The following is a 19,391-nucleotide window of genomic DNA, read 5'->3' as shown; positions in this document are numbered from 1 at the left end:
GGGGCCGGGAGTCCGGAGCGCTGCCTACCGTCGGCCCGTGCCCACGCCTGCACCGCACCCGTCCCCGCGGGACGGGATCTCGTGACCGCCGCCGACACCCGTCCGGCAGCGGATCCCGCCCCGGCCCACGATGCGGCCGCACCGCCTGCGGAGAGCGGTACCCGGACCTTGCGCGCGCCGGCGACCCGCGACCAGGTCGACGCCTACCGCTTCGGTCAGCGCCGTCTGGAGGCCGCGCTGATCCGGGCCGACCCCGTGCCGCTGCACGAGCAGATCCGCTCGCAGCGGCGCGCCGCGTTCGCCGGGGTGCTGCTCGGGCTGCTGGCCCTCGGCGTGGCCGGGCTGCTGGCGAAGCTCTCACCGGCGACCGACTGGCAGCAGAAGCAGATGGTCGTCGGGGACCGGTCCGGCACCGTCTACGTGGTCACCCCGGAGCCGAGGCGGCTGGTCCCGGTGGCGAACCTCGTCGCCGGACGGCTGGTGCTCGCCGCGCTCGGCGAGCAGGGCGGGACGGCGGTGCCGGCGACCGTCTCCGACGACACGCTCGCCACCGCGCCGCGCACCCCTCCGGCCGCGGTCGCCGGTGCGGTCGGGGTGCGCCCGGACGGCCCGCCCGTCCCGCCGGCGTGGGCGGTCTGCGACACGCAGGCCGACCCCCGCGCCGAGGGGGCCGGGCCGGGTACGACGACCGTGCTCGCCGGCGCCCTGGGCGCGCCGTCGGGGCCCGCGCCCGGACTGCTGGTGGCCGGCCGCGGCGGGTCGTCCTACGTGGTCCTCGACGGCGTCCGGCACCGGGTCGACACGTCCGACCGGGCCGCGATGGCGGCACTCGGCGTGCTCGGCGTGCCCACCCGCGAGGTCAGCGACGGGCTGCTCTCGGCGCTGCCGGAGGGTGCTCCACTGCGGACACCCGAGATCGACGCGGGCGTCACCGTCGCCGGTCTCGGCCGGGCCGGGGACGTCGTGACGAGCAACCCGCTGGGCGCCGAACCCTCCTACTACGTGGTGCTCGGACCGGACGCCGCGACGGGTCGCGCGGGCGGTCTGGCTCCGGTCCCGGTCACCCTCGCCGACGCCGTCCTGGCCCGCAGCGGGCAGGGCGAACCGGCGACGCTGGCGCAGGGCCAGGTCGCGCAGAGCACGCTGTCCGGCACGCTGGACACCGACGGCTGGCCGGCGGCGCGGATCGCCCGCGCCGACCCGTCGTCGATCCCGACGCTGTGCTGGACGTGGCGCGACGGGCGCAGCGGCGTCGTCGCGACCGACCGGCTGCCGGTGGCGGCCGGGGCGGTCACGATCGACTTGGCCGGGGCGGACGGGGCCGGGCCGCGGCTCGACGCCGTCGTGCTGGCGGCGACCGGTCCCGGGCCGGTGGAGTCGCGCGGCAGCACCGGCGGCGGCACGCGGTGGCTGCTCTCGAGCGCCGGGGTGTTCGTCGGTGTCGCCGACGACCGGACGGCCGCCGCGCTCGGGACGACCACGACCGGCCGTGCGCCGGAGGAGGCCCTGCGCCTGCTGCCCCGCGCCCCGGCCCTGGACCTGGGCGCGGTCCGGGAGATCGCGGACGTCCTTCCGCCCGGCTGACCGTCGGCCCCGTGGCCCGCGCACGGCCCGGCGCCGTCCGATCATCGCACCGGCCACACGCGGTCGTGCGTGGATATCGCTGCTGGAGCGACGGTTTCCGCGCACGGGGTGTCAGCGGCGGGCGAGCGGTTCCGGTGTGTGCTCGGGCCGCCGGTGGTCCGGGTGGTCAGCCGGGCCGGGGCGTCGGTCTGTGCGGGCGCGCCCGGTCTCGCGGCGGAGGCGCCGGAGCAGCGCCGACACCGCTCCGAGCAGGACGAGGGCCGCGGCGATCCCGGTGCTCAGGGCGACCGTGTGGTCCGGGCGGCGCTGCCCGAGCCCGGGCAGGAGGGTGCCGGTCCCGGCGCGGGAGGCGACGTCGGGTCCGGTGCCGGTGCGCGGCCCGGTGACCGAGCCGCCGGCCGGGTCCTGCGACGGGCTCAGCAGCAGCGGCTCGGCGGTCAGGGCGGCCAGCGGGTCGAGCACGCCGTAGCCGACGCGGGGGTCGCGTCCGGCCGCGGGATGGCGGGCGGTGGCCCGGATCCGGTCGGCGACCTGGTCCGGGGTCAGGCTCGGGAAACGCTGGCGCAGCAGCGCCGCCACCCCGGCGACGACCGGAGCGGCGTAGGACGTCCCGTTCAGGACGGGCCCGGTCGCCCCGCCACCCACGCTCAGCGAGGCGACGGCGACGCCGGGCGCGGCGACGTCGACCCAGGGCCCGGGCACGCTGAACGGGGCGACCCGGTCGTCGCCGTCCACGGCGGCGACGGCGATGACGTCGTCGAACAGCGCGGGCATCGGGCGCAGGCCGGCGGCGCCGGTGCAGGTGCCGGACGGGTCGACGTTCCCGGCCGCCGCGACGACCACCACCCCGGCCTCGCTCGCGGCGCGGACCGCGGCCCGCAGCGGTGCCCCGGCGGAGTCGGCCTGCGCCTGCGGCACGCAGACCACCTCGGAGATGTTGACGACGGTCGCGCGCAGCGCCACCGCGCGGGTGATCGCGTCGGCGAGGGTGCCGATCTCCCCGGCCGGGCGGTCGCGGCCGTCCGGGCCGGTCACGGTGAACCGGGAGCTGGACTGGCGCAGCGAGAGGACCTGCGCGCGCGGCGCGACGCCGGAGCCGGTGCGGGTGACGGGATCCGGTACCGCGGCGATCAGGCCGGCGACCTCGGTGCCGTGGCCGTCGCAGTCGTCGAGACCGTCGCCGCCGGCGAGGTAGTCGCCGCCGCCGATCAGACGTCCGTCCAGACGGGGGTGCGGCGACACCCCGGTGTCGATCACGGCGACGCGCTGCCCGTCGCCGTCGGCGAGACGGTGCACCGCGGCCAGGGGGTCGGAACCGCGCACGGCCGACGCCGGTGACGTGCCGGAGGACGCGGTGCACTCGACACGCTGGGTCAGTCCGGCCGCCGGTCCGGGGGCGTCCGGGCCGGGGTCGGCGGCGGTCGGCCGCAGGGGCCGAGACGCGGACGGTGACGCGGTTGTCGCGGGTGCGAGCGCCGTAGGCGAGGTCGAGGAGGACGCCGGGCGGACGACCGCGGCCGAAGCGACCCCGGGGTCGACGGCCGTCGTGGGGACGCCCGCCGAGCCGACGGCCTGCGCGGGGGCGACGGCCGACGCAGGGGTGGCGGCCGGCGCAGGGGCGACGGCGGGCGCAGGGGTGACGGCGAGCGCAGGGGTGACGGCGGGTCCGACGGTGAGCGCGGGGGCGAGTGCCAGCGCGACACCGGCCGCGGTGAGCGTGAACCGCCCGGCGCGGCGGCCGCTCATGCGCCGCGCACCAGGGCGAACAGGCCCATCGCGGCCAGTGCCGCGGGGATCGCGGCCGCGGTCAGGACCAGCTCCAGGATGTCCAGCGTCCGCCGTCCGACCGGCGACATCGTCGTGGTGGCGGTGCGCGCCGCGACCAGTACGACGACGCCGAGTCCGGCGGCGACCAGCATGCGTCCGATCGCGCCCTGGGCCAGCGCGACCGGGACGGCCGCCCCGACCGTCGCCAGGACCGCGGCCGTGCCGAGCACCCGCGCGGGAGCGGCCTCGGCGAACGCCCGGGCGCGCAGCAGCAGCACCGCGACCGTCACCGCGACGAGCACCGGCCCCGTCCACCCTCCGCCGGCCGCGGCGACGACGGCGCCCCCGGCCGCCAGCAGCGCGGCCGGTGCGGAGAGTCCGGCGAACAGCCCGCGGGCCAGCGCCGCCCGCTCCGCCATCTCCGGGCCGGTCAGCGCGGGGGTGTCGGCGCGGGAGATCTCGTCGAGGTCGGTGGGCACGGCCGGGTCCGGGACGCCGCCCAGGCGCAGCGCGATCCGCGGCAGCAGCGGTCCGACCGCGAGGGCGACGGCGGTCAGCCCGGCCGCGACCGCCGGGACGGGAGCGTCGAGCACGAGCCGGGCGACCGCCGCGGCCGCGATCACCGGCGCGGCGACCGCGACCCCCAGCAGCGGTGCACTGACCACCCGCAGGATCGCCTGCCCGCACACCGCGGCCAGGCCCGCCGCCGCGGCGGCGATCAGAACGTGCCCGGCACCCCACGGCGCGGGCAGCGCCAGCAGACCGGCCGCGGCGGCGGGCGGGACGGCGGCCAGCGCGGCGGCCTGCGCGTCGAACCGGACCTCATCGCCATCGGGGTCGCCATCGGGGTCGCCGTCGGGGTCGGCCGCGGACGACGTCCGCGCGCACTGCAGCAGTGCCGCACCCGCACCGAGGACGGCGATCCCCACCGCCGCAACCATCGCCGTCACCCCGATACCGGGGACGCCGCGGACCGTGGCCAGGACCGCCGACGCCGCGGTCACCACCGCCAGCGCGGCCAGGGGCGCGGCCCAGCGCGCCGCCGGGTCGCCGCCGGCGGACTCGCGCACCGACGCCGCGAGGGCGTCGGCGGGGTCGTCGAACACCGGCAGCGGCAGCGGTGCGCGGCGCGGTCCCAGGTGCAGCAGCTCGCCGTCGAGCACACCGAGCCCGGCCAGCGTCGCCTCGGTCGGCAGCGGCCCGCCGGCCGGTCCGCTGAACCGCCACGGCTCCGGGACCCCCGTGCCCCGGCCGGGCTCGGCGATCAGCTCCAGCACCATCGGGACGAGCTCGGCGACCGGTACGTCGGCCGGCAGCGCGAGGTCCACCCGTCCCCGCGGGGTGATCACGCCGACCCGGGCCCAGAGGCCGGCCGGCGCGGGCGACGCAGCAGGCGGCACGGCGGGCGACGGGGCGTGGGTGAGCTGCTGTTCGGGCACGGCACTCGGCTCCTGAGGAGGCGTCGGAGAGGGGCGTCGGGGGTTTCGCGAAACGGCCCCGGGGAGCCCGGGGCGGCTGCCAGTATCGGCACATCGGCCCACCTCCCGAGGGCGTTCGGCGGAACTCGTGACGCGGTGCGGGAGAACGCTTCTCCGACGTCAGGAGCACCATGAGCAGCACGGTCGGGGTGCGCAGGCCCCGTCGCACCGTCCCGCGCGCGCCCGGCGGGGAGCTGGTGATGGAGCCGCCGCCGGAACCGGAACGCGTCGTCCCCAGTGGACTGATCGGCCGTCTGCTGCCGCTGGTGATGGTGTTCGGCTCCGTCGGCTTCGTGCTGATGCGCCCGGAGGAACCGACGTCGTGGATGTTCGGCGGCATGTTCGCGATCTCCGCGCTCGGGATGCTCGCGAGCGGGGGAGGCGGGCGCGGTGCCGGTGCGCGCACCGCGACGATGGACGAGGACCGCCGCGACTACCTGCGCTACCTCGACGTGCTCGCGCAGCGCGTCGGGGAGATCTCCCGCGAGCAGCGCGAGGCGCTGGAGACGGTGCACCCCGACCCGGCGGCGTGGCCCGCGGTGCTGGCCGCGGGACGGCTCTGGGAACGCCGCGCGTCCGACACCGACTTCGGGCAGCTGCGCGTCGGCGTCGGGCCGCAGCGCCTGGCCACCCGGCTGACCGCGCCGCAGACCGGGCCGGTGGAGAGCCTGGAGCCGATCTCCGCGCTCGCGCTGCGGCAGTTCCTGCGCCGGCACTCGCTGGTCGCCGACCTGCCGGTCGCAGTGGACACCCGGGCCAGCTCGACGGTCTGGCTGGAGCCGGCGTCCGACTCCGATGGTGACCTGGGTCCGGCGCGCGCGCTGGCCCGGTCGATGGTGGCCCAGTACGTGCTGTGGCACAGCCCCGCCGACGCGCAGCTCGCCGTCGTCGCGTCGGGGGAGGCGACGGTGCACTGGGAGTGGGCGAAGTGGCTCCCGCACGCCGCGCACCCGCGCCTGACCGACGCGGTCGGGCCGCTGCGGATGCTCACCGGCGACCCCGACGAGGTGCGGCGGTGGTGGGTCGGCGAGGCCGTCGCCGGGCAGCGGCACCTGCTCGTCGTCGCCGACGGCGAGGGCACCGGGCCGGGCCCGTGGGCGGGCGTACCGGGGGTGACGGTGCTGCGGGTCGGGGCGGCGCAGGGGCGACGCGCGGCGCCGTCGGTGGTGCGGCTGGCGGTCGGTGCGGACGTCCTGTCCCGGGCGGGCGGCGCGGGGGCGCGGCTCGGACGCCCGGACGCGTTCACCGTCGCCGAGGCCCGCGCGCTGGCCCGGCGCCTGGCCCGGTACCGGCCCACCGAGGCCCTCGACGGCGCCGACGACGACGCTCCCACCGGCCCGTCGGGGCTGCCGGATCTGATCGGTCTCGACGGCCTGTCCGCCGACCGCGTCGCCGCGCTGCGGGCGCGGCGGCGGCACAGCGACGCCGACCGGCTGCGCGTCCCGCTCGGTACCGACGCGTCCGGACGGCCGGTGCTGCTCGACCTCAAGGAGTCCGCGCAGGGCGGCGCCGGACCCCACGGGCTGTGCATCGGGGCCACCGGTTCCGGCAAGTCCGAGCTGCTGCGCACGCTCGTCCTGGGCCTGGTCGCCACGCACTCCGCGGACGAGCTGAACCTCGTCCTCGTCGACTTCAAGGGCGGCGCGACGTTCCTCGGGTTCGCCGACCTGCCGCACGTCTCCGCCGTGATCACGAACCTGGCCGACGAGCTGACGCTGGTCGACCGCATGGGCGACGCGATCGCCGGTGAGATCACCCGGCGTCAGGAGCTGCTGCGCGCGGCGGGGAACTTCGTCGGCGCGGCGGACTACGAGGCCGCCCGCCGCGGTGGGGCGGACCTGGCGCCGTTGCCGGCGTTGCTGATCGTCGTCGACGAGTTCTCCGAGCTGCTCGCCCAGCGTCCGGAGATGATCGACCTGATGGTCACGATCGGCCGGCTCGGCCGCTCGCTCGGGCTGCACCTGCTGCTCGCGTCGCAGCGCCTGGACGAGGGACGGCTGCGCGGGCTGGAGTCGCACCTGTCCTACCGGATCGCGCTGCGCACGTTCTCCGCCGCGGAGTCGCGCGCGGTGCTCGGCGTGCCGGACGCCCATCAGCTCCCGCCGACGCCCGGCGCGGCGTTCCTCTCCGCCGGGACCGACGAGCTGCTGCGCCTGCGCGCGGCCTACGTCTCCGGCCCGCCACCGGCGGCGACACCGGTCGCGGCCGCCGGACGGGTCGTGCGCCGTCGCGCCCGCCCGTTCTCCGCGCGGCCGGTCCCGGACCTCCCCGCGCCGCGCACGGCACCCGGACCGGTCACCCCGGAGGTCCCCGCTCCCGCCACGCCGTCGGTGCTGGAGCTCGTGGTCGCCGCGGTGAGCGGGCCCGGGCCGCGGGCGCACCGGGTGTGGCTGCCACCGCTGGACGTCCCGCCGGTGCTGACCGAGGTGCTCGGAGCCGTGACGCCGGTGCCCGGCCGCGGGCTCGGCGCGTCCGGCCCGGTCGGGCGCCTGTCCGCCCCGATCGGGCTGGTCGACCGCCCCTACCTGCAGCGACGCGACCCGCTGGTGCTCGACCTGTCCGGCGCGGCCGGGCACCTGGCCGTCGTCGGCGGTCCGCGGGCGGGCAAGTCGACGGCGCTGCGCACGGTGGTGCTCGCCCTCGCCCTGACCCACACCCCGCACGAGCTGGGGATGCACGTCCTCGACTTCGGCGGCGGCGCGCTCGGGCCGCTGGCCGCACTGCCGCACGTCGGCACCGTCGCCGACCGCCAGCAGCCGGACCTGGTGCGCCGCACGCTGGCCGAGTTCGCCGCCGTGCTGGACCGGCGCGAGCGGGTCTTCCGCGACGCCGGCGTCGGGTCGGTGGAGGAGTTCCGGGCCCGGCGCGTGGCCGGGGAGTTCGCCGACGAGCCGGCCACCGACCTGCTGCTCGTCGTCGACGGCTACCTCACGCTGCGCACCGAGTTCGCCGACACCGAGGACCGGCTGACCGCCCTGGCCGGGCACGGCCTGTCCTACGGCGTGCACCTGGCGGTCGCGGCCGGGCGGTGGACCGAGATCCGGTCGGGTGTGAAGGACCTGCTCGGCAGCCGGATCGAGCTGCGCCTGGGGGAGCCGTCGGACTCCGAGATCGACCGCCGCCGCGCAGCCGCGGTGCCGTCACGTCCCGGGCACGGGCTGGCACCCGATGCCGAGCCCGCCGTCATCGCCGCGCCCGCCCTCGACGACGGCGACCCCGCCGCCGCGCTGCGGACCGTCGCCGCCGCGTGGGACGGGCCCGGAGTCCCCGCGGTGCGGCTGCTGCCGGAGAGGATCACCGTCGAGGAGCTGCCGCCCGGGCCCGGCCACGGGATCCCGATCGGTGTCGACGAGGACCGCCTCGCGACCGTCGAGCTCGACCCGGACGAGCCGCACCTGCTCTGCTTCGCCGACGCCGAGAGCGGCAAGACCACGCTGCTGCGGACCCTGGCCCGCGGGATCTGCGAGCGGTTCACCCCGGATCAGGCGCGGATCGTCGTCGTCGACCACCGGCGCGGCCTGCTCGGCGCCGTCCCGGACTCGCACCTGATCGGCTACGCGAGCACCGCCGCGGCCACCGCGGAGGCGGCGACGGAGATCGCCGGCTCGCTCGGGCGGCGGATGCCCGGACCGGACGTCACCCCGCGCCGGCTGCGCGAACGGTCCTGGTGGAGCGGACCGGACGTGTGGCTGCTCGTCGACGACTACGACCTCGTCGCTCCTACCGGGTCGGGCTCGCCGCACCCGCTGCTGGCCCTGACCGAGTACCTGCCGCAGGCCAAGGACGTCGGGCTGCACGTGGTGCTGACCCGGCGCAGCGGCGGCGCCGGGCGGTCGCTGTTCGACCCCGTCCTGGGGCGGTTGCGCGAGCTGGGCGCGCCCGGTCTGGTCGGCAGCGGGAGCCCGGACGAGGGCGCGCTGGTGGAGTCGGTGAAGCCGTCCCCGCTGCCACCAGGGCGCTCAGTGCTGGTGGACCGCCGGCGCGGGGCGCGGCGGGTGCAGCTCGCGTGGCTGGAACCGGACCTGTCGTGACGCCGGTGGTCGCGGTGCAGGCGGGGGTGTCGGCGACGCGGCTGGCCGCGCACGGGCCCGACGGGCGTCCCGAGGTCGTCGCGACGCTGCCGGCCGGGACCGCGCCCGCCGCCGCGCTGGAGGCGCTGTACGGGGACGCACCGGTGCCCCTCGTCGTGCTCGTGCACCCGCCGGGGCAGGGGCCGGAGGAGGTCGCGGCGTCGGCCGAGCAGCTCCGGCCGTGGGCGACGACGGTGCGCCCGGTCCCCGCCCCGCTCGCCGTCCTCGCCGGGCTCCGGGACGCCGCACCCCGCCCCCTCGCCGGAGGCAGCAGCGCGTCGCCGGACTCGGCTCGTCCGTCGCCGGGCCCGCCCCGTCTCGTCGTCGATGCGGGTGCCTCGGGGACCGACCTGACGGTCGTCGTGGGGGAGCGGGTGCTGCCTCCGCGACGGGTGGACGTCGGCGGCGACCGGCTCGACGCCGTGCTCGGTACGGCTCTCGGACTGACCCCGGTGCTCACCCGGCCGGTGCGCGAGTCGCTGTCGTGGCGTACCGAGGTCGTCCTGCCCGGCGGGGGACGCTGCGACGCCGAACGGTGCCGGGAGGTGCTCCGGCCCGCCCTCGCCGAGCTGTCCGCCGCCGTCGCCGAGACCGTGCGACGGTCCGGTGCGGCCGAGGTGGTGCTCGCCGGTGGGCTCGCCCGGACCCCGCTCCTGGCCGCGACGCTCGACGACGCCGTGGCGGTCCCGGTGCGCGTCGCCGGGACCCCGGAGGCCGCGGCCGTCCTCGGCGCCGTCGGTCTCGACGATCCGGGCCGGGACGCCGAGCGGGACGTCACGGCTGTTCCGGGGGCTCACAGGAGCCCTGACGTCCCTCCCGGGACGAGTGGTGACGTCCCGGGAGGTCGACGCCCGGCAGCGCCGGCCGGTGGCCTGCGAAGCCGCTGGGCCGACCCGGCACTTCCCGCCGGAGGCCCGGGGATCGCCGTCGTCCGACGTCGCCGGAGGGTCCGTCTCCGGGGCGCGCCGGTCGCCGCCGCGCTCGGGATCGCCCTCGTCGCCGCGGGCACGATGGCCGGTCGCGGACCGGCGGAGCCCGATCCGTCGGCGGGCGCCGCGCTCGTCGTCCAGTACGGCTACTCGACGGTGCTGCCCGCCGGGTGGGAGCACACCGGCGGGCGTCCGGAGAGCCGCCGGACCCTGCTCACCCGTGCCGGCTCCCCGGCCGGTGTCGAGCTGATCGCCGTCGAACGCACCCCGCTCGGCTACGACAGCGCCGTCGAACCGGAGCGCGCCCGCGCCGAGCTGGCCGCGGAGTTCCGGCGCCGCTCGGGCGAGGAGGACCTGCGCGACTACCGCGACGACACCGTCGCCGGCCGTCCGGTCGTCCGCTACCGCCAGGCCGGTCCCGGACCGGCCGTGGACTGGTTCGTGCTCTTCACCGGCACCGACGAGCTCGTCGTCGGTTGCCGGTACCCGGACGCGCCCGCCGTGGCTCCGGCGTGCGCCGCGGTCGTCGCGTCGGTGCGCCCGACCGGCTGACGACCGGTTCGCAGGCGCGAACGGAACTCCCCGAACGGCCACCGGGTGTCCCCGCCCGCTGCGACCGTCCGGGCTGCCGGGCGCGCCGCACGGCGAGGACACGACACGAGGACGAGGTGACCGCGATGGCCCCGACGGCCGACGGTTTCGGAACGACGACCGAGGAGATGGCACGGGCGGCCCAGCACGTCGACGCCGTGAACGAGTCCGTGCGGGCCGAGCTGGCCGGGCTGCGCGGGAAGCTGGAGCCCCTCGCCGGGCTCTGGACCGGCCGCGCGTCGGTCGAGTTCGTCAGGCTGATGCAGCGCTGGGACACCGACGCGCAGCAGCTCAACGAGGCCCTGCGCACCATCGGCGGGGCCCTGCAGGGGTCGCGCACCAGCTACGAGCAGCGCGAGCAGGACCAGGCCCAGGCCATGTCCGGCATCGCGTCGGCGCTGGGCTGAGGGGGAGGGAGACGATGAGCAGCCCCGAGATCAAGGTCACCTTCAGTGCGCTGTCCACCGCGCAGACCGACGTCGCCGCGACGGCCGGGCGGATCCGCGCCCAGCTGGAGGACCTGAAGAAGTTCCTCGCCCCGATGGTCTCCACCTGGAGCGGTCAGGCCGCCGAGGACTACCAGGTGACCCAGCGCAAGTGGGACACCTCGGCGAACGACCTCGCCCAGGTGCTCGCCCAGATCGGTACCGCGCTGGGCGCCGCGCACGACAACTACCGCCAGACCGAGCAGGCCAACGCCGCCCGCTGGAGGGCGTGAGCGCGGCGCCGCCGCACCCGGACGACCGGCCCGCGGACGCGGACGTACGATGGGAACTTCGGACGATCAGGTCCGGGTGCCCACGAGCGGCGCCCGCGGGCCGGCGTCGTCCCCATGGGGGGCCCGTCAGCCTCCCGGGGATCGGCGGGTACGCTTGACACTCGTTGTGCTTGCGGTGGAGACCCGGGATCGAGTCCGGTCACCGGCGTCCACCGCGCCGCACGCCGTGAGAGTCCGACAGGACGCCCGCGGTAATACCGGAAGAACACAGTGACACCAGAGTGGACGTAACCGACGAGGTCGTCCACCCGCAGCCGAGAACGACGACGAGGTAGATCCGTGCCCACGTACAGCCCGAAGCCCGGCGACATCAACCGCGCCTGGCACGTGATCGATGCCAACGACGTGGTGCTCGGTCGGCTCGCCACCCACGCGGCGACCCTGCTGCGCGGCAAGCACAAGCCGACCTACGCGCCGCACATGGACACCGGCGACTTCGTCGTCGTCATCAACGCCGAGAAGGTCGCCGTCACCGGCAACAAGCGGGAGGGCAAGTTCCTCTACCGCCACTCCGGTTACCCGGGCGGTCTCCGGTCGCGCTCCGTCGGTCAGATGATCGACACGCACCCCGACCGGCTGGTCGAGAAGGCCATCAAGGGCATGCTGCCGAAGAACCGCCTCGGGCGCGCCATGGGCAAGAAGCTGAAGGTCTACGCCGGCCCGTCGCACCCGCACTCGGCGCAGAACCCGACGCCGTTCGAGATCACCCAGGTCGCCCAGTGACCACTGCCGACAGCAACGAAGAGGGACAGCCCGTGACCAGCCCCGAAACCGGACCCGCCGACGAGGTCGTCGAGCCCGCCGAGGTCGTCGACGCCGTCGAGAGCGAGGGCGTCGAGGCCGAGGCCGTCGAGTCCGAGCTCAGCGCCCCGATCGGCGACGAGGTCGCCGACGTCGACTACTCGATCGGCGAGAACGCCGACTTCGACGCCGACACCTTCGCCGCCGAGGCCCCCGTGCTCAGCGACCGCCCGGTGCAGACCGTCGGCCGCCGCAAGGAGGCCATCGTCCGCGTGCGCCTGCTGCCCGGCACCGGCAACTTCACGCTGAACGGGAAGTCCCTCGAGGACTACTTCCCGAACAAGCTGCACCAGCAGCTGATCAAGGACCCGCTGAACACGGTCGAGAAGGTCGAGCGCTTCGACATCTTCGCGAACCTGCGAGGCGGCGGCACCTCCGGTCAGGCCGGCGCCCTGCGCCTGGCGATCGCCCGTGCCCTGGTCGAGCTGGACTCCGAGGACCGCCCGCCGCTCAAGAAGGCCGGCTTCCTCACCCGTGACGACCGTGCCGTGGAGCGCAAGAAGTACGGCCTCAAGAAGGCCCGCAAGGCGCCCCAGTACTCCAAGCGCTGATCGAATACCCGGATGCGTCGACTCTTCGGAACCGACGGGGTCCGGGGCCTGGCCAACGGCGAGCTCCTCACTCCGGAGTTCGCCGTTGGTGTTTGTGCCTCGGCCGCCCGGACACTCGCGCGCGACACCGGACGGCGGCCCGTGGCCGTCGTCGGGCGGGACCCGCGCGCCAGCGGTGAGATGCTCGAGGCCGCGGTCGTCGCGGGCCTCACCTCGGCCGGTGCGGACGCGATCCGCGCCGGCGTGCTGCCCACCCCCGGTGTGGCGCACCTGGTCGCGGAGCTCGACGCCGACTTCGGCGTCATGATCTCCGCCTCGCACAACCCGATGCCCGACAACGGCATCAAGCTGTTCGCCGCCGGCGGCCACAAGCTGGACGACGCCGTCGAGGCCGAGATCGAGCGCGGCCTGGAGACCGTCGTCGAGCGGCCGACCGGTGCGGCGATCGGGCGGGTGCGCGAGTACCCGGACGGTCTGGCGAGCTACGTCGAGCACCTGCTGGCCACGATCCCGGAACCGTTGAACGGCCTGCGGGTCGTCGTCGACTGCGCGCACGGTGCGGCGTCGTCCGCGGCGCCCGAGGCCTACCGGCGTGCCGGGGCCGAGGTGGTCGCGCTCAACGCCGACCCGGACGGTCTCAACATCAACGACGGCGTGGGCTCGACCCACCTCGGGCCGCTGCAGGCCGCCGTCGTCGAGCACGGGGCCGACCTGGGCATCGCGCACGACGGCGACGCCGACCGCTGCCTGGCCGTGGACGCCGCCGGGCAGGTCGTGGACGGCGACCAGATCATGGCCGTGCTGGCCGTCGCGATGCACGACGACGGCGAGTTGGCCCGCGACACGCTCGTCGCCACCGTGATGAGCAACCTGGGCCTGCACCTGGCCATGCGCTCCGCCGGGATCACCGTCACGACCACGAAGGTCGGGGACCGCTACGTCCTGGAGGAGCTCCGCGACGGCGGGTACTCCCTCGGCGGCGAGCAGTCCGGGCACGTCGTGATCCCCGGGCACGCCACCACCGGCGACGGGCTGCTGACCGCGCTGCGGATCATGTCCCGGATGGCGCGCACCGGAAAGCCGCTGGCCGAGCTGGCCGGCGTCGTCGTGCCGCTGCCGCAGGTGCTGGTCAACGTGACGGTGACGGACAAGGCGGCCGTCGCGTCGTCGTCCGCCGTCGCCGACGCGGTGGCCCGGGCCGAGTCCGAGCTGGGCGAGACCGGCCGGGTGCTGCTGCGTCCGTCCGGGACCGAGCAGCTGGTGCGGGTGATGGTCGAGGCGCCCACGGCCGAGACCGCCGAGGCCACCGCGAACGCTCTCGCCGAGGTCGTCGCCGGGGTCCGCTGACGGGTACACCGCCGGATCCTCCCGGCGGGCGCGCCCGGCTCCGTCCTGGGCGGTCGCCTCTTCAACGACCGGCGTGTTCGCGATCGTGACCGGGCGGGGTGGTTCCGTGCCCCGGCGATCATGTGCCGGGGCACGCTGACCGGCATGTCGGCGGAGCTGCATCTCCATCCGGACGGTCTGCGCCGCGTCGCGCACACCGCCCGCCGGATCGTCGATCGCCTCGACGCCGCGTCGGCGCCCCTGCCGTCGGCCGCCGGGGACGCGGTCGAGCGCGACCAGGCGGACGTGCGGCAGGCGGTGCTCCGGATCCGGGACGAACTGCTCGGTCTGGCCGACGCCGCGGTGGCGTCCGCCGCCGGGGCCGAGGAGGCCGACCGTGCGGCGGCGGACCGGTTCCGCCGCTGCGACACGTTCTCCACCGCCCTCGCCGCACCGGACGGCACACGTGCGTCCGGCCCGGTGCCGAGGCGGGAGCCCCGATGACCGGTCCGGCCCCCGCCGACCGTCATGCCGTCGCGCTGCGTGCGGTGCTGGAGGCTCTCGACGACGCCGTCGACGGCACCGCGTCGATGGCCGCCGAGGTCGCCGTCTCCTGGCGTGACGGCGTCGGCGCGGGCTGGGCGGCACGGCTCGACCTGCTCGGGCGCGAGCTGGCCCGTCAGGCCGGTGTGGCGGCCGAGCTGCTGCGGGTGGTCGAGGGGCTCGCCGGTGGAGCCGATACGCCGGAGCCCGGGCACGGGGTCGGCGGGTCCGCGGTCACCGGGCACGCGGTCGGCGGGTCCGCGGTCACTGGTCCTGTGGTCAGCGGGCATGCGGGGGACGGGCCACCGACCGCCGATCGACGCGGTGACCCACGGGCCTGGCCGCCGTCCGACTCCCCGCAGGGATGGTCGCTCCCGGGCGTCCGGCTCGGCGGGACCGACGGCACACGCGCGACCGAGCGGCGCGGCGTCGTCGTGCCGACACTGCCGGACGAGCCCGGCGGCTGACCCGCACCGCCCGAGCCGTGCCGAGTGACGCGGTGTTGCTGTCGGGGCCCGGTGCGGCTGCGACCACGCGTCGTTCGGCGGCCGGTTGGACCTGTCCCTACCCCCCCGCCGCCGGTCGGGGCGGCGAGAGTCACGTAGTGGTCGGTCCGGCCGCCGGAACGTGACGCTCGTTGGTCGAGTTCCGGGGGCGTGGACGGTCGGCGGTCGTGGGGGTCACGAGGTGGTCGATCGGGCCGCCGGAACGTGACGCTCGTTGGTCGAGTCCCGCGGTCGTGGACGGTCGGCGGTCGTGAGGGTCACGAGATGGTCGGCCGGGCCGCCGGAGCGTGACGCTCGGCCGGGGCCGGGGTCAGTCCTCGGTGTTCTCGTCCTCGTCCCGCGTCGGGTCGACCAGGGGAGCGCCGGGGACGTCGCCCTCGGTCAGGACCGAGGCGCGGCTCTCGTCGCAGAGGTGCTCGAGCAGGAACGCGGTGACCAGCGCCCGGGTGATCTTGCGGGTCTTGGGCTGGGCCTTGTTCTGGAACAGGATGCTGCTCCAGTGCCGGCCCGCGCAGAAGCCGAGGTGACCGGCCTTGTCCAGGGTGCGCAGCTGCACCGGACGGCCCGCCTCCAGGCCGGCCTCCGTGAGCGGTTCGGCGTGCCCGGCGGCGGGCGCCCAGGAGTCGATCTGCGCCGCGAGGTGCAGCGTCGGGGCGGTGATCTCCTTGGCCGCGTCGATGTTCGACGGCTGGATCTTCGACGGCGCGAGCGTCACCACGGCACCGAGGCGCTCCCGGCGGGCGGCGGCGAGCATCGCGGCACCCGCGCCGATCCCGTGCCCCATCAGGGCGGTGCGGCGGGCGTCGACGCTGATCCGGCCGTCGCCCAGGCGCACGCCGCAGACGACGTCGAGCGTGGTCAGCAGGTCGGCGGAGAACCGCGTCATGCTCGGGACCGGGCCGCGCTGGGTGTTCGGCGCCGCGGCGACGAAACCCCAGGTCGCGAGGTGGCGCAGCAGCTCGACATAGCGCGAGGCGGGCTGGAGCCAGTCGTGGCCGAGCACGACGGCGGGCAGGCCGAGGCCCTCGACCGGGGTGTAGATCGTCCCGGAGAGCCCGACGAGCCCGAGGTCGCCGATCCGGACCTCGTGCGGGCCCGGACGCGACAGCACCCCGAGCGCGTCCTTGGCGCCCTTCATCGACGGAGGTCGGGTGAACGTGCTGGTCCGGCTCACGTCGGGCACCGTACCGGGGCCGATCACACCCCGCCGCCCGCGGCTCGCCCTACAGCGGTGAAATCAGCCGATCATGCCGCCCTTAGGCTGGGTCCCATGTGTGGCATCGTCGGTTACGTCGGTCATCGCCCCGCACTCGACGTGGTCCTCGCGGGCCTGCGCCGGCTGGAGTACCGCGGGTACGACTCCGCCGGGGTCGCGCTCCCGCACGAGGGCGGTCTGGCCGTGGAGCGCAAGGCGGGCGCCCTGGTGAACCTGGAGACGCGCCTCGACGAGGTCGGCCGCGACACCTTCACCGGCACCGCCGGGATCGGGCACACCCGCTGGGCCACCCACGGCCCGCCCACCGACCGCAACGCGCACCCGCACCGCAGCGGCGTCATCGACGGCGGCAAGACGGCCGTCGTGCACAACGGCATCATCGAGAACTACCTCCCGCTGCGCGCCGAGCTGGAGGCCCAGGACATCTGGGCCGAGTCCGACACCGACTCCGAGATCGCCGCGCACCTGGTGGCCCTGGCCTACGCCGGTCGCGCCGCCGACCCGTCCACCAAGGGCGACCTGACGGCCAGCGTCCGCTCGGTGGCGCTGCGGCTCGAGGGCGCGTTCACCCTCGTCGTCACGCACGCCGACGAGCCGGACACGATCGTCGCCGCGCGCCGGTCGTCGCCGCTGGTCCTCGGTCTCGGCGAGGGCGAGACGTTCCTGGCCTCCGACGTCGCCGCGTTCATCGAGTTCACCCGTGACGCGGTCGAGCTGGGCCAGGACCAGGTCGTCACGATCACCCGGGACGGCTACGACGTCACCGACTTCCGGGGCGAGACGGTCGCCGTCAGCCCGTTCGAGGTGACCTGGGACCTGGCCGCCGCCGAGAAGGGCGGCCACGACTACTTCATGCTCAAGGAGATCGAGGAGCAGCCGACCGCGATCGCGGACACGCTGCGCGGTCACCTCGTGGACGGCCGGATCGTGCTCGACGAGCAGCGCCTGACCGACCAGGACCTGCGCGACGTCGACAAGGTCTTCGTCGTCGCCTGCGGCACCGCGTACCACTCCGGGCTGCTGGCCAAGTACGCCATCGAGCACTGGACCCGGCTCCCGGTGGAGATCGAGGTGGCCAGCGAGTTCCGTTACCGCGACCCGGTGCTCGACCGCTCCACGCTGGTGGTGGCGATCTCCCAGTCCGGCGAGACCGCGGACACCCTGGAGGCGCTGCGGCACGCCAAGGAGCAGAAGGCCCGCGTGCTGGCCATCTGCAACACCAACGGCGCGCAGATCCCGCGCGAGTCCGACGCCGTCATCTACACCCACGCCGGCCCGGAGATCGGCGTCGCGGCGACGAAGACGTTCACCGCCCAGGTCGCGGCGAACTACCTCGTCGGCCTGGCGCTGGCCCAGGCCCGCGGCACCAAGTACCCGGACGAGGTCGTCCGCGAGTTCCACGAGCTCGAGGCCGCGCCTAAGGCCGTGGAGACTGTGCTGGAGTCGCTCGGCGAGGCCCGTGCGCTGGGCCAGCTGCTCGCCGACTCGAAGGCGGTGCTGTTCCTGGGTCGCCACGTCGGCTACCCGGTGGCGCTGGAGGGCGCGCTCAAGCTCAAGGAGCTCGCCTACATGCACGCCGAGGCGTTCGCCGCGGGCGAGCTCAAGCACGGTCCGATCGCGCTGATCGAGCCCGGCCTGCCGGTGATCGTCGTGATGCCCTCGCCCAAGGGGCGCGCGGTGCTGCACTCCAAGCTGCTGTCCAACATCCAGGAGATCAAGGCCCGCGGCGCCCGCACGGTGGTGCTCGCCGAGGCCGGTGACGAGACGGTGAAGCCGTTCGCCGACCACCTCTTCGAGCTCCCGCCGATCTCCACGCTGCTGCAGCCGCTGGTGGCCACGGTGCCGCTGCAGGTGATCGCGGCCGAGATCGCCCGCGCCCGCGGCTACGACGTGGACAAGCCCCGCAACCTGGCCAAGTCCGTCACCGTCGAGTAGGCACCCGCCACCCCGGGAGCGCCCGGCCGATGATCGTCGGCTGGTCCGGGGCGGGTCGGCCACCGGTGGGTCGTGCGGGCGACCGGTACCGACGCCCGACTCCCCCTCGGACGGGCGAGTTCGACCAGCGGTCGCGGATCGGCCCGGCTCGAAGGCGGCGCCGGACTCGGCCTGGGGTGGGGGCGGATGTGTGGGACGGCGCCGGGCGGGCAGTCCGGGTGGGTCGCTGCCCGTCCGTGTGAGGAGACCCGTTGCCACTGAACGCCCAGGCCCAGGAACTGCTCGACGCCCTCGCCGAGCTCGGTCCGGCGGTGATCGGCCGGTCGAGCCTCGAGGAGGCGCGGGACTCGCCCGGCCTCGCGGACGCCGTGAGCGTGATCCTGCGCAGGCGCGGCGAGGACCCCGCCGTCGACGCCGCGCACACCGACGAGCGCCGCACCGTGCCCGGGCCGGCGGGCGACGTCGAGGTCCGCGTGCTCCGTCCCTCGCCGGGCGGGGCCGAGGCGCTGCCGATCCTTGTCTACGTCCACGGGGGCGGCTGGGTGCTCGGCGACCTCGACGACGATGGGATCGTGCCGGAGCTGGTGCGCCGGGCGGGGTGCCTGGCGGTCTCGGTCGGCTACCGGCGTGCCCCCGAGGCGCCCTTCCCCGCGTCGCACGACGACGTCGTCGCCGCGCTGCGGTGGGTGCTCGCGCACGGCGACGAGCTGGGCGGCGACCCGGGCCGCGTCGCGGTCGGCGGCGACAGCGCCGGCGCGACGATGGCGACCGCGGCGTGCCGCACCCTCGCGCTGGCCGGTGAGCGCGGCCCGTCGGCCCAGCTGCTCGCCTATCCGCTCGCCGACCTGACCGACGGCGACCGCCCGTCGCGGCGCGACGCGGCCGACACCCCGCCGCTGACGGCGACCGCGCTCGACTGGTTCGTCGCGCAGGAGACCACCGAGGACGGCCAGCGCCGCGACCCGCGCCTGTCGCCGCTGCTCGCGACCCACGACGAACTCGCCGCCCTGCCGCCCACGCTGCTGTTCACCGCCGAGCAGGACGTGCTGCGCGACGAGGGTGAGGCCTACGCGCGGGCGCTGATGGACGCGCGCGTGCACGTCACGCTGAGCCGCTTCCCGGGGATGATGCACGGCTTCCTCGGGTGCCACCGGGTCCTCGACGGCGCGGACCTGGCGATGACCCAGGCGGCCGCGTTCCTGAGCGCCGGTTTCGAGGGGGCCGAGCCCGCCGCGCAGTAGCCGTCGGCGGTCCGGATCGGCCGTCCGCTCGCGTGTCGACAGGGCGGCGGTGCGCGGCGGGCGGGCGCGGGGGCG

The 19,391-nt window shown here is 76.2% G+C and carries 15 protein-coding genes; 12 read left to right on the top strand and 3 right to left on the bottom strand.

Features of this window, described 5'->3' with window-relative positions; all coding sequences use genetic code 11:
- Positions 1 to 81 precede the first annotated feature (81 nt).
- Complete coding sequence (gene eccB / locus EV383_RS26030) at positions 82 to 1,584, top strand: type VII secretion protein EccB (RefSeq protein WP_165438508.1); 1,503 nt, start codon at positions 82 to 84, stop codon at positions 1,582 to 1,584.
- A 111-nt stretch (positions 1,585 to 1,695) separates the two neighbouring features.
- Here eccB and mycP read toward each other — a convergent pair whose 3' ends face one another.
- Both mycP and eccD read right to left on the bottom strand, forming a co-directional pair.
- Entirely contained in the window at positions 1,696 to 3,330 is a 1,635-nt protein-coding gene (mycP, locus tag EV383_RS26025) for a type VII secretion-associated serine protease mycosin (RefSeq protein WP_130292362.1), read from the bottom strand.
- Entirely contained in the window at positions 3,327 to 4,790 is a 1,464-nt protein-coding gene (gene eccD, locus EV383_RS26020) for a type VII secretion integral membrane protein EccD (RefSeq protein WP_165438507.1), read from the bottom strand. The genes mycP and eccD overlap by 4 nt, the downstream gene beginning before the upstream one ends.
- A 170-nt stretch (positions 4,791 to 4,960) precedes the next feature.
- Between eccD and eccCa the strand changes: the two genes are divergently transcribed.
- From eccCa to EV383_RS25975, 9 genes are all read left to right on the top strand, one after another.
- Positions 4,961 to 8,860: a type VII secretion protein EccCa gene (eccCa, locus tag EV383_RS26015; protein WP_130292360.1), complete on the top strand. Its 3,900-nt coding sequence runs from the start codon at positions 4,961 to 4,963 to the stop codon at positions 8,858 to 8,860.
- Positions 8,857 to 10,380 (top strand): type VII secretion-associated protein, encoded by a 1,524-nt coding sequence (locus EV383_RS26010; protein ID WP_130292359.1) that lies wholly within the window; start codon positions 8,857 to 8,859, stop codon positions 10,378 to 10,380. The genes eccCa and EV383_RS26010 overlap by 4 nt, the downstream gene beginning before the upstream one ends.
- A gap of 125 nt (positions 10,381 to 10,505) precedes the next feature.
- A complete protein-coding gene (locus EV383_RS26005; RefSeq protein ID WP_130292358.1) occupies positions 10,506 to 10,826 on the top strand; it encodes a WXG100 family type VII secretion target in 321 nt (106 codons plus the stop codon).
- Between the two features lie 14 nt (positions 10,827 to 10,840).
- Positions 10,841 to 11,137 carry a WXG100 family type VII secretion target gene (locus tag EV383_RS26000; protein ID WP_130292357.1) on the top strand — a complete coding sequence of 99 codons (297 nt, stop codon included), beginning with the start codon at positions 10,841 to 10,843 and terminating at the stop codon, positions 11,135 to 11,137.
- Between the two features lie 339 nt (positions 11,138 to 11,476).
- Complete coding sequence (gene rplM, locus EV383_RS25995) at positions 11,477 to 11,920, top strand: 50S ribosomal protein L13 (protein WP_130292356.1); 444 nt, start codon at positions 11,477 to 11,479, stop codon at positions 11,918 to 11,920.
- A gap of 32 nt (positions 11,921 to 11,952) precedes the next feature.
- Positions 11,953 to 12,549, top strand: a complete 597-nt coding sequence (gene rpsI, locus EV383_RS25990; protein WP_130292355.1) for a 30S ribosomal protein S9 — start codon at positions 11,953 to 11,955, stop codon at positions 12,547 to 12,549.
- Between the two features lie 12 nt (positions 12,550 to 12,561).
- Entirely contained in the window at positions 12,562 to 13,896 is a 1,335-nt protein-coding gene (gene glmM, locus EV383_RS25985) for a phosphoglucosamine mutase (protein WP_130292354.1), read from the top strand.
- Between the two features lie 144 nt (positions 13,897 to 14,040).
- Positions 14,041 to 14,379 carry a hypothetical protein gene (locus tag EV383_RS25980; RefSeq protein ID WP_130292353.1) on the top strand — a complete coding sequence of 113 codons (339 nt, stop codon included), beginning with the start codon at positions 14,041 to 14,043 and terminating at the stop codon, positions 14,377 to 14,379.
- Positions 14,376 to 14,885, top strand: a complete 510-nt coding sequence (locus tag EV383_RS25975) for a hypothetical protein (RefSeq protein ID WP_130292352.1) — start codon at positions 14,376 to 14,378, stop codon at positions 14,883 to 14,885. Before EV383_RS25980 ends, EV383_RS25975 begins: the two co-directional genes overlap by 4 nt.
- Before the next feature lie 349 nt (positions 14,886 to 15,234).
- Here the strand turns inward: EV383_RS25975 and EV383_RS25970 are convergent, their stop codons facing one another.
- On the bottom strand, positions 15,235 to 16,062 hold the full coding sequence (locus tag EV383_RS25970; RefSeq protein ID WP_423213702.1) for a dienelactone hydrolase family protein: 828 nt from the start codon (positions 16,060 to 16,062) through the stop codon (positions 15,235 to 15,237).
- Between the two features lie 132 nt (positions 16,063 to 16,194).
- On the opposite strand from EV383_RS25970, the gene glmS reads away from it, so the two are divergent.
- A complete protein-coding gene (gene glmS, locus EV383_RS25965; protein ID WP_130292350.1) occupies positions 16,195 to 18,075 on the top strand; it encodes a glutamine--fructose-6-phosphate transaminase (isomerizing) in 1,881 nt (626 codons plus the stop codon).
- Between the two features lie 251 nt (positions 18,076 to 18,326).
- A complete protein-coding gene (locus EV383_RS25960; RefSeq protein WP_130292349.1) occupies positions 18,327 to 19,316 on the top strand; it encodes an alpha/beta hydrolase in 990 nt (329 codons plus the stop codon).
- The last annotated feature ends 75 nt before the right edge of the window (positions 19,317 to 19,391 follow it).

This window comes from Pseudonocardia sediminis (genome assembly GCF_004217185.1).
Classification (GTDB): domain Bacteria; phylum Actinomycetota; class Actinomycetes; order Mycobacteriales; family Pseudonocardiaceae; genus Pseudonocardia; species Pseudonocardia sediminis.
Note: the sequence above shows the minus strand (reverse complement) of the source record. Positions and strands in the feature narration are given on the sequence as shown.

What these genes read in the sequence shown, in the direction of transcription:
- mycP (WP_130292362.1), bottom strand. Translation starts at nt 3,330, where the DNA reads ATGAGCGGCCGCCGCGCCGGGCGGTTCACGCTCACCGCGGCCGGTGTC.
- eccCa (WP_130292360.1), top strand. Translation starts at nt 4,961, where the DNA reads ATGAGCAGCACGGTCGGGGTGCGCAGGCCCCGTCGCACCGTCCCGCGC.
- EV383_RS26005 (WP_130292358.1), top strand. Translation starts at nt 10,506, where the DNA reads ATGGCCCCGACGGCCGACGGTTTCGGAACGACGACCGAGGAGATGGCA.
- EV383_RS26000 (WP_130292357.1), top strand. Translation starts at nt 10,841, where the DNA reads ATGAGCAGCCCCGAGATCAAGGTCACCTTCAGTGCGCTGTCCACCGCG.
- glmM (WP_130292354.1), top strand. Translation starts at nt 12,562, where the DNA reads ATGCGTCGACTCTTCGGAACCGACGGGGTCCGGGGCCTGGCCAACGGC.
- EV383_RS25980 (WP_130292353.1), top strand. Translation starts at nt 14,041, where the DNA reads ATGTCGGCGGAGCTGCATCTCCATCCGGACGGTCTGCGCCGCGTCGCG.
- EV383_RS25975 (WP_130292352.1), top strand. Translation starts at nt 14,376, where the DNA reads ATGACCGGTCCGGCCCCCGCCGACCGTCATGCCGTCGCGCTGCGTGCG.
- EV383_RS25970 (WP_423213702.1), bottom strand. Translation starts at nt 16,062, where the DNA reads ATGAAGGGCGCCAAGGACGCGCTCGGGGTGCTGTCGCGTCCGGGCCCG.
- glmS (WP_130292350.1), top strand. Translation starts at nt 16,195, where the DNA reads ATGTGTGGCATCGTCGGTTACGTCGGTCATCGCCCCGCACTCGACGTG.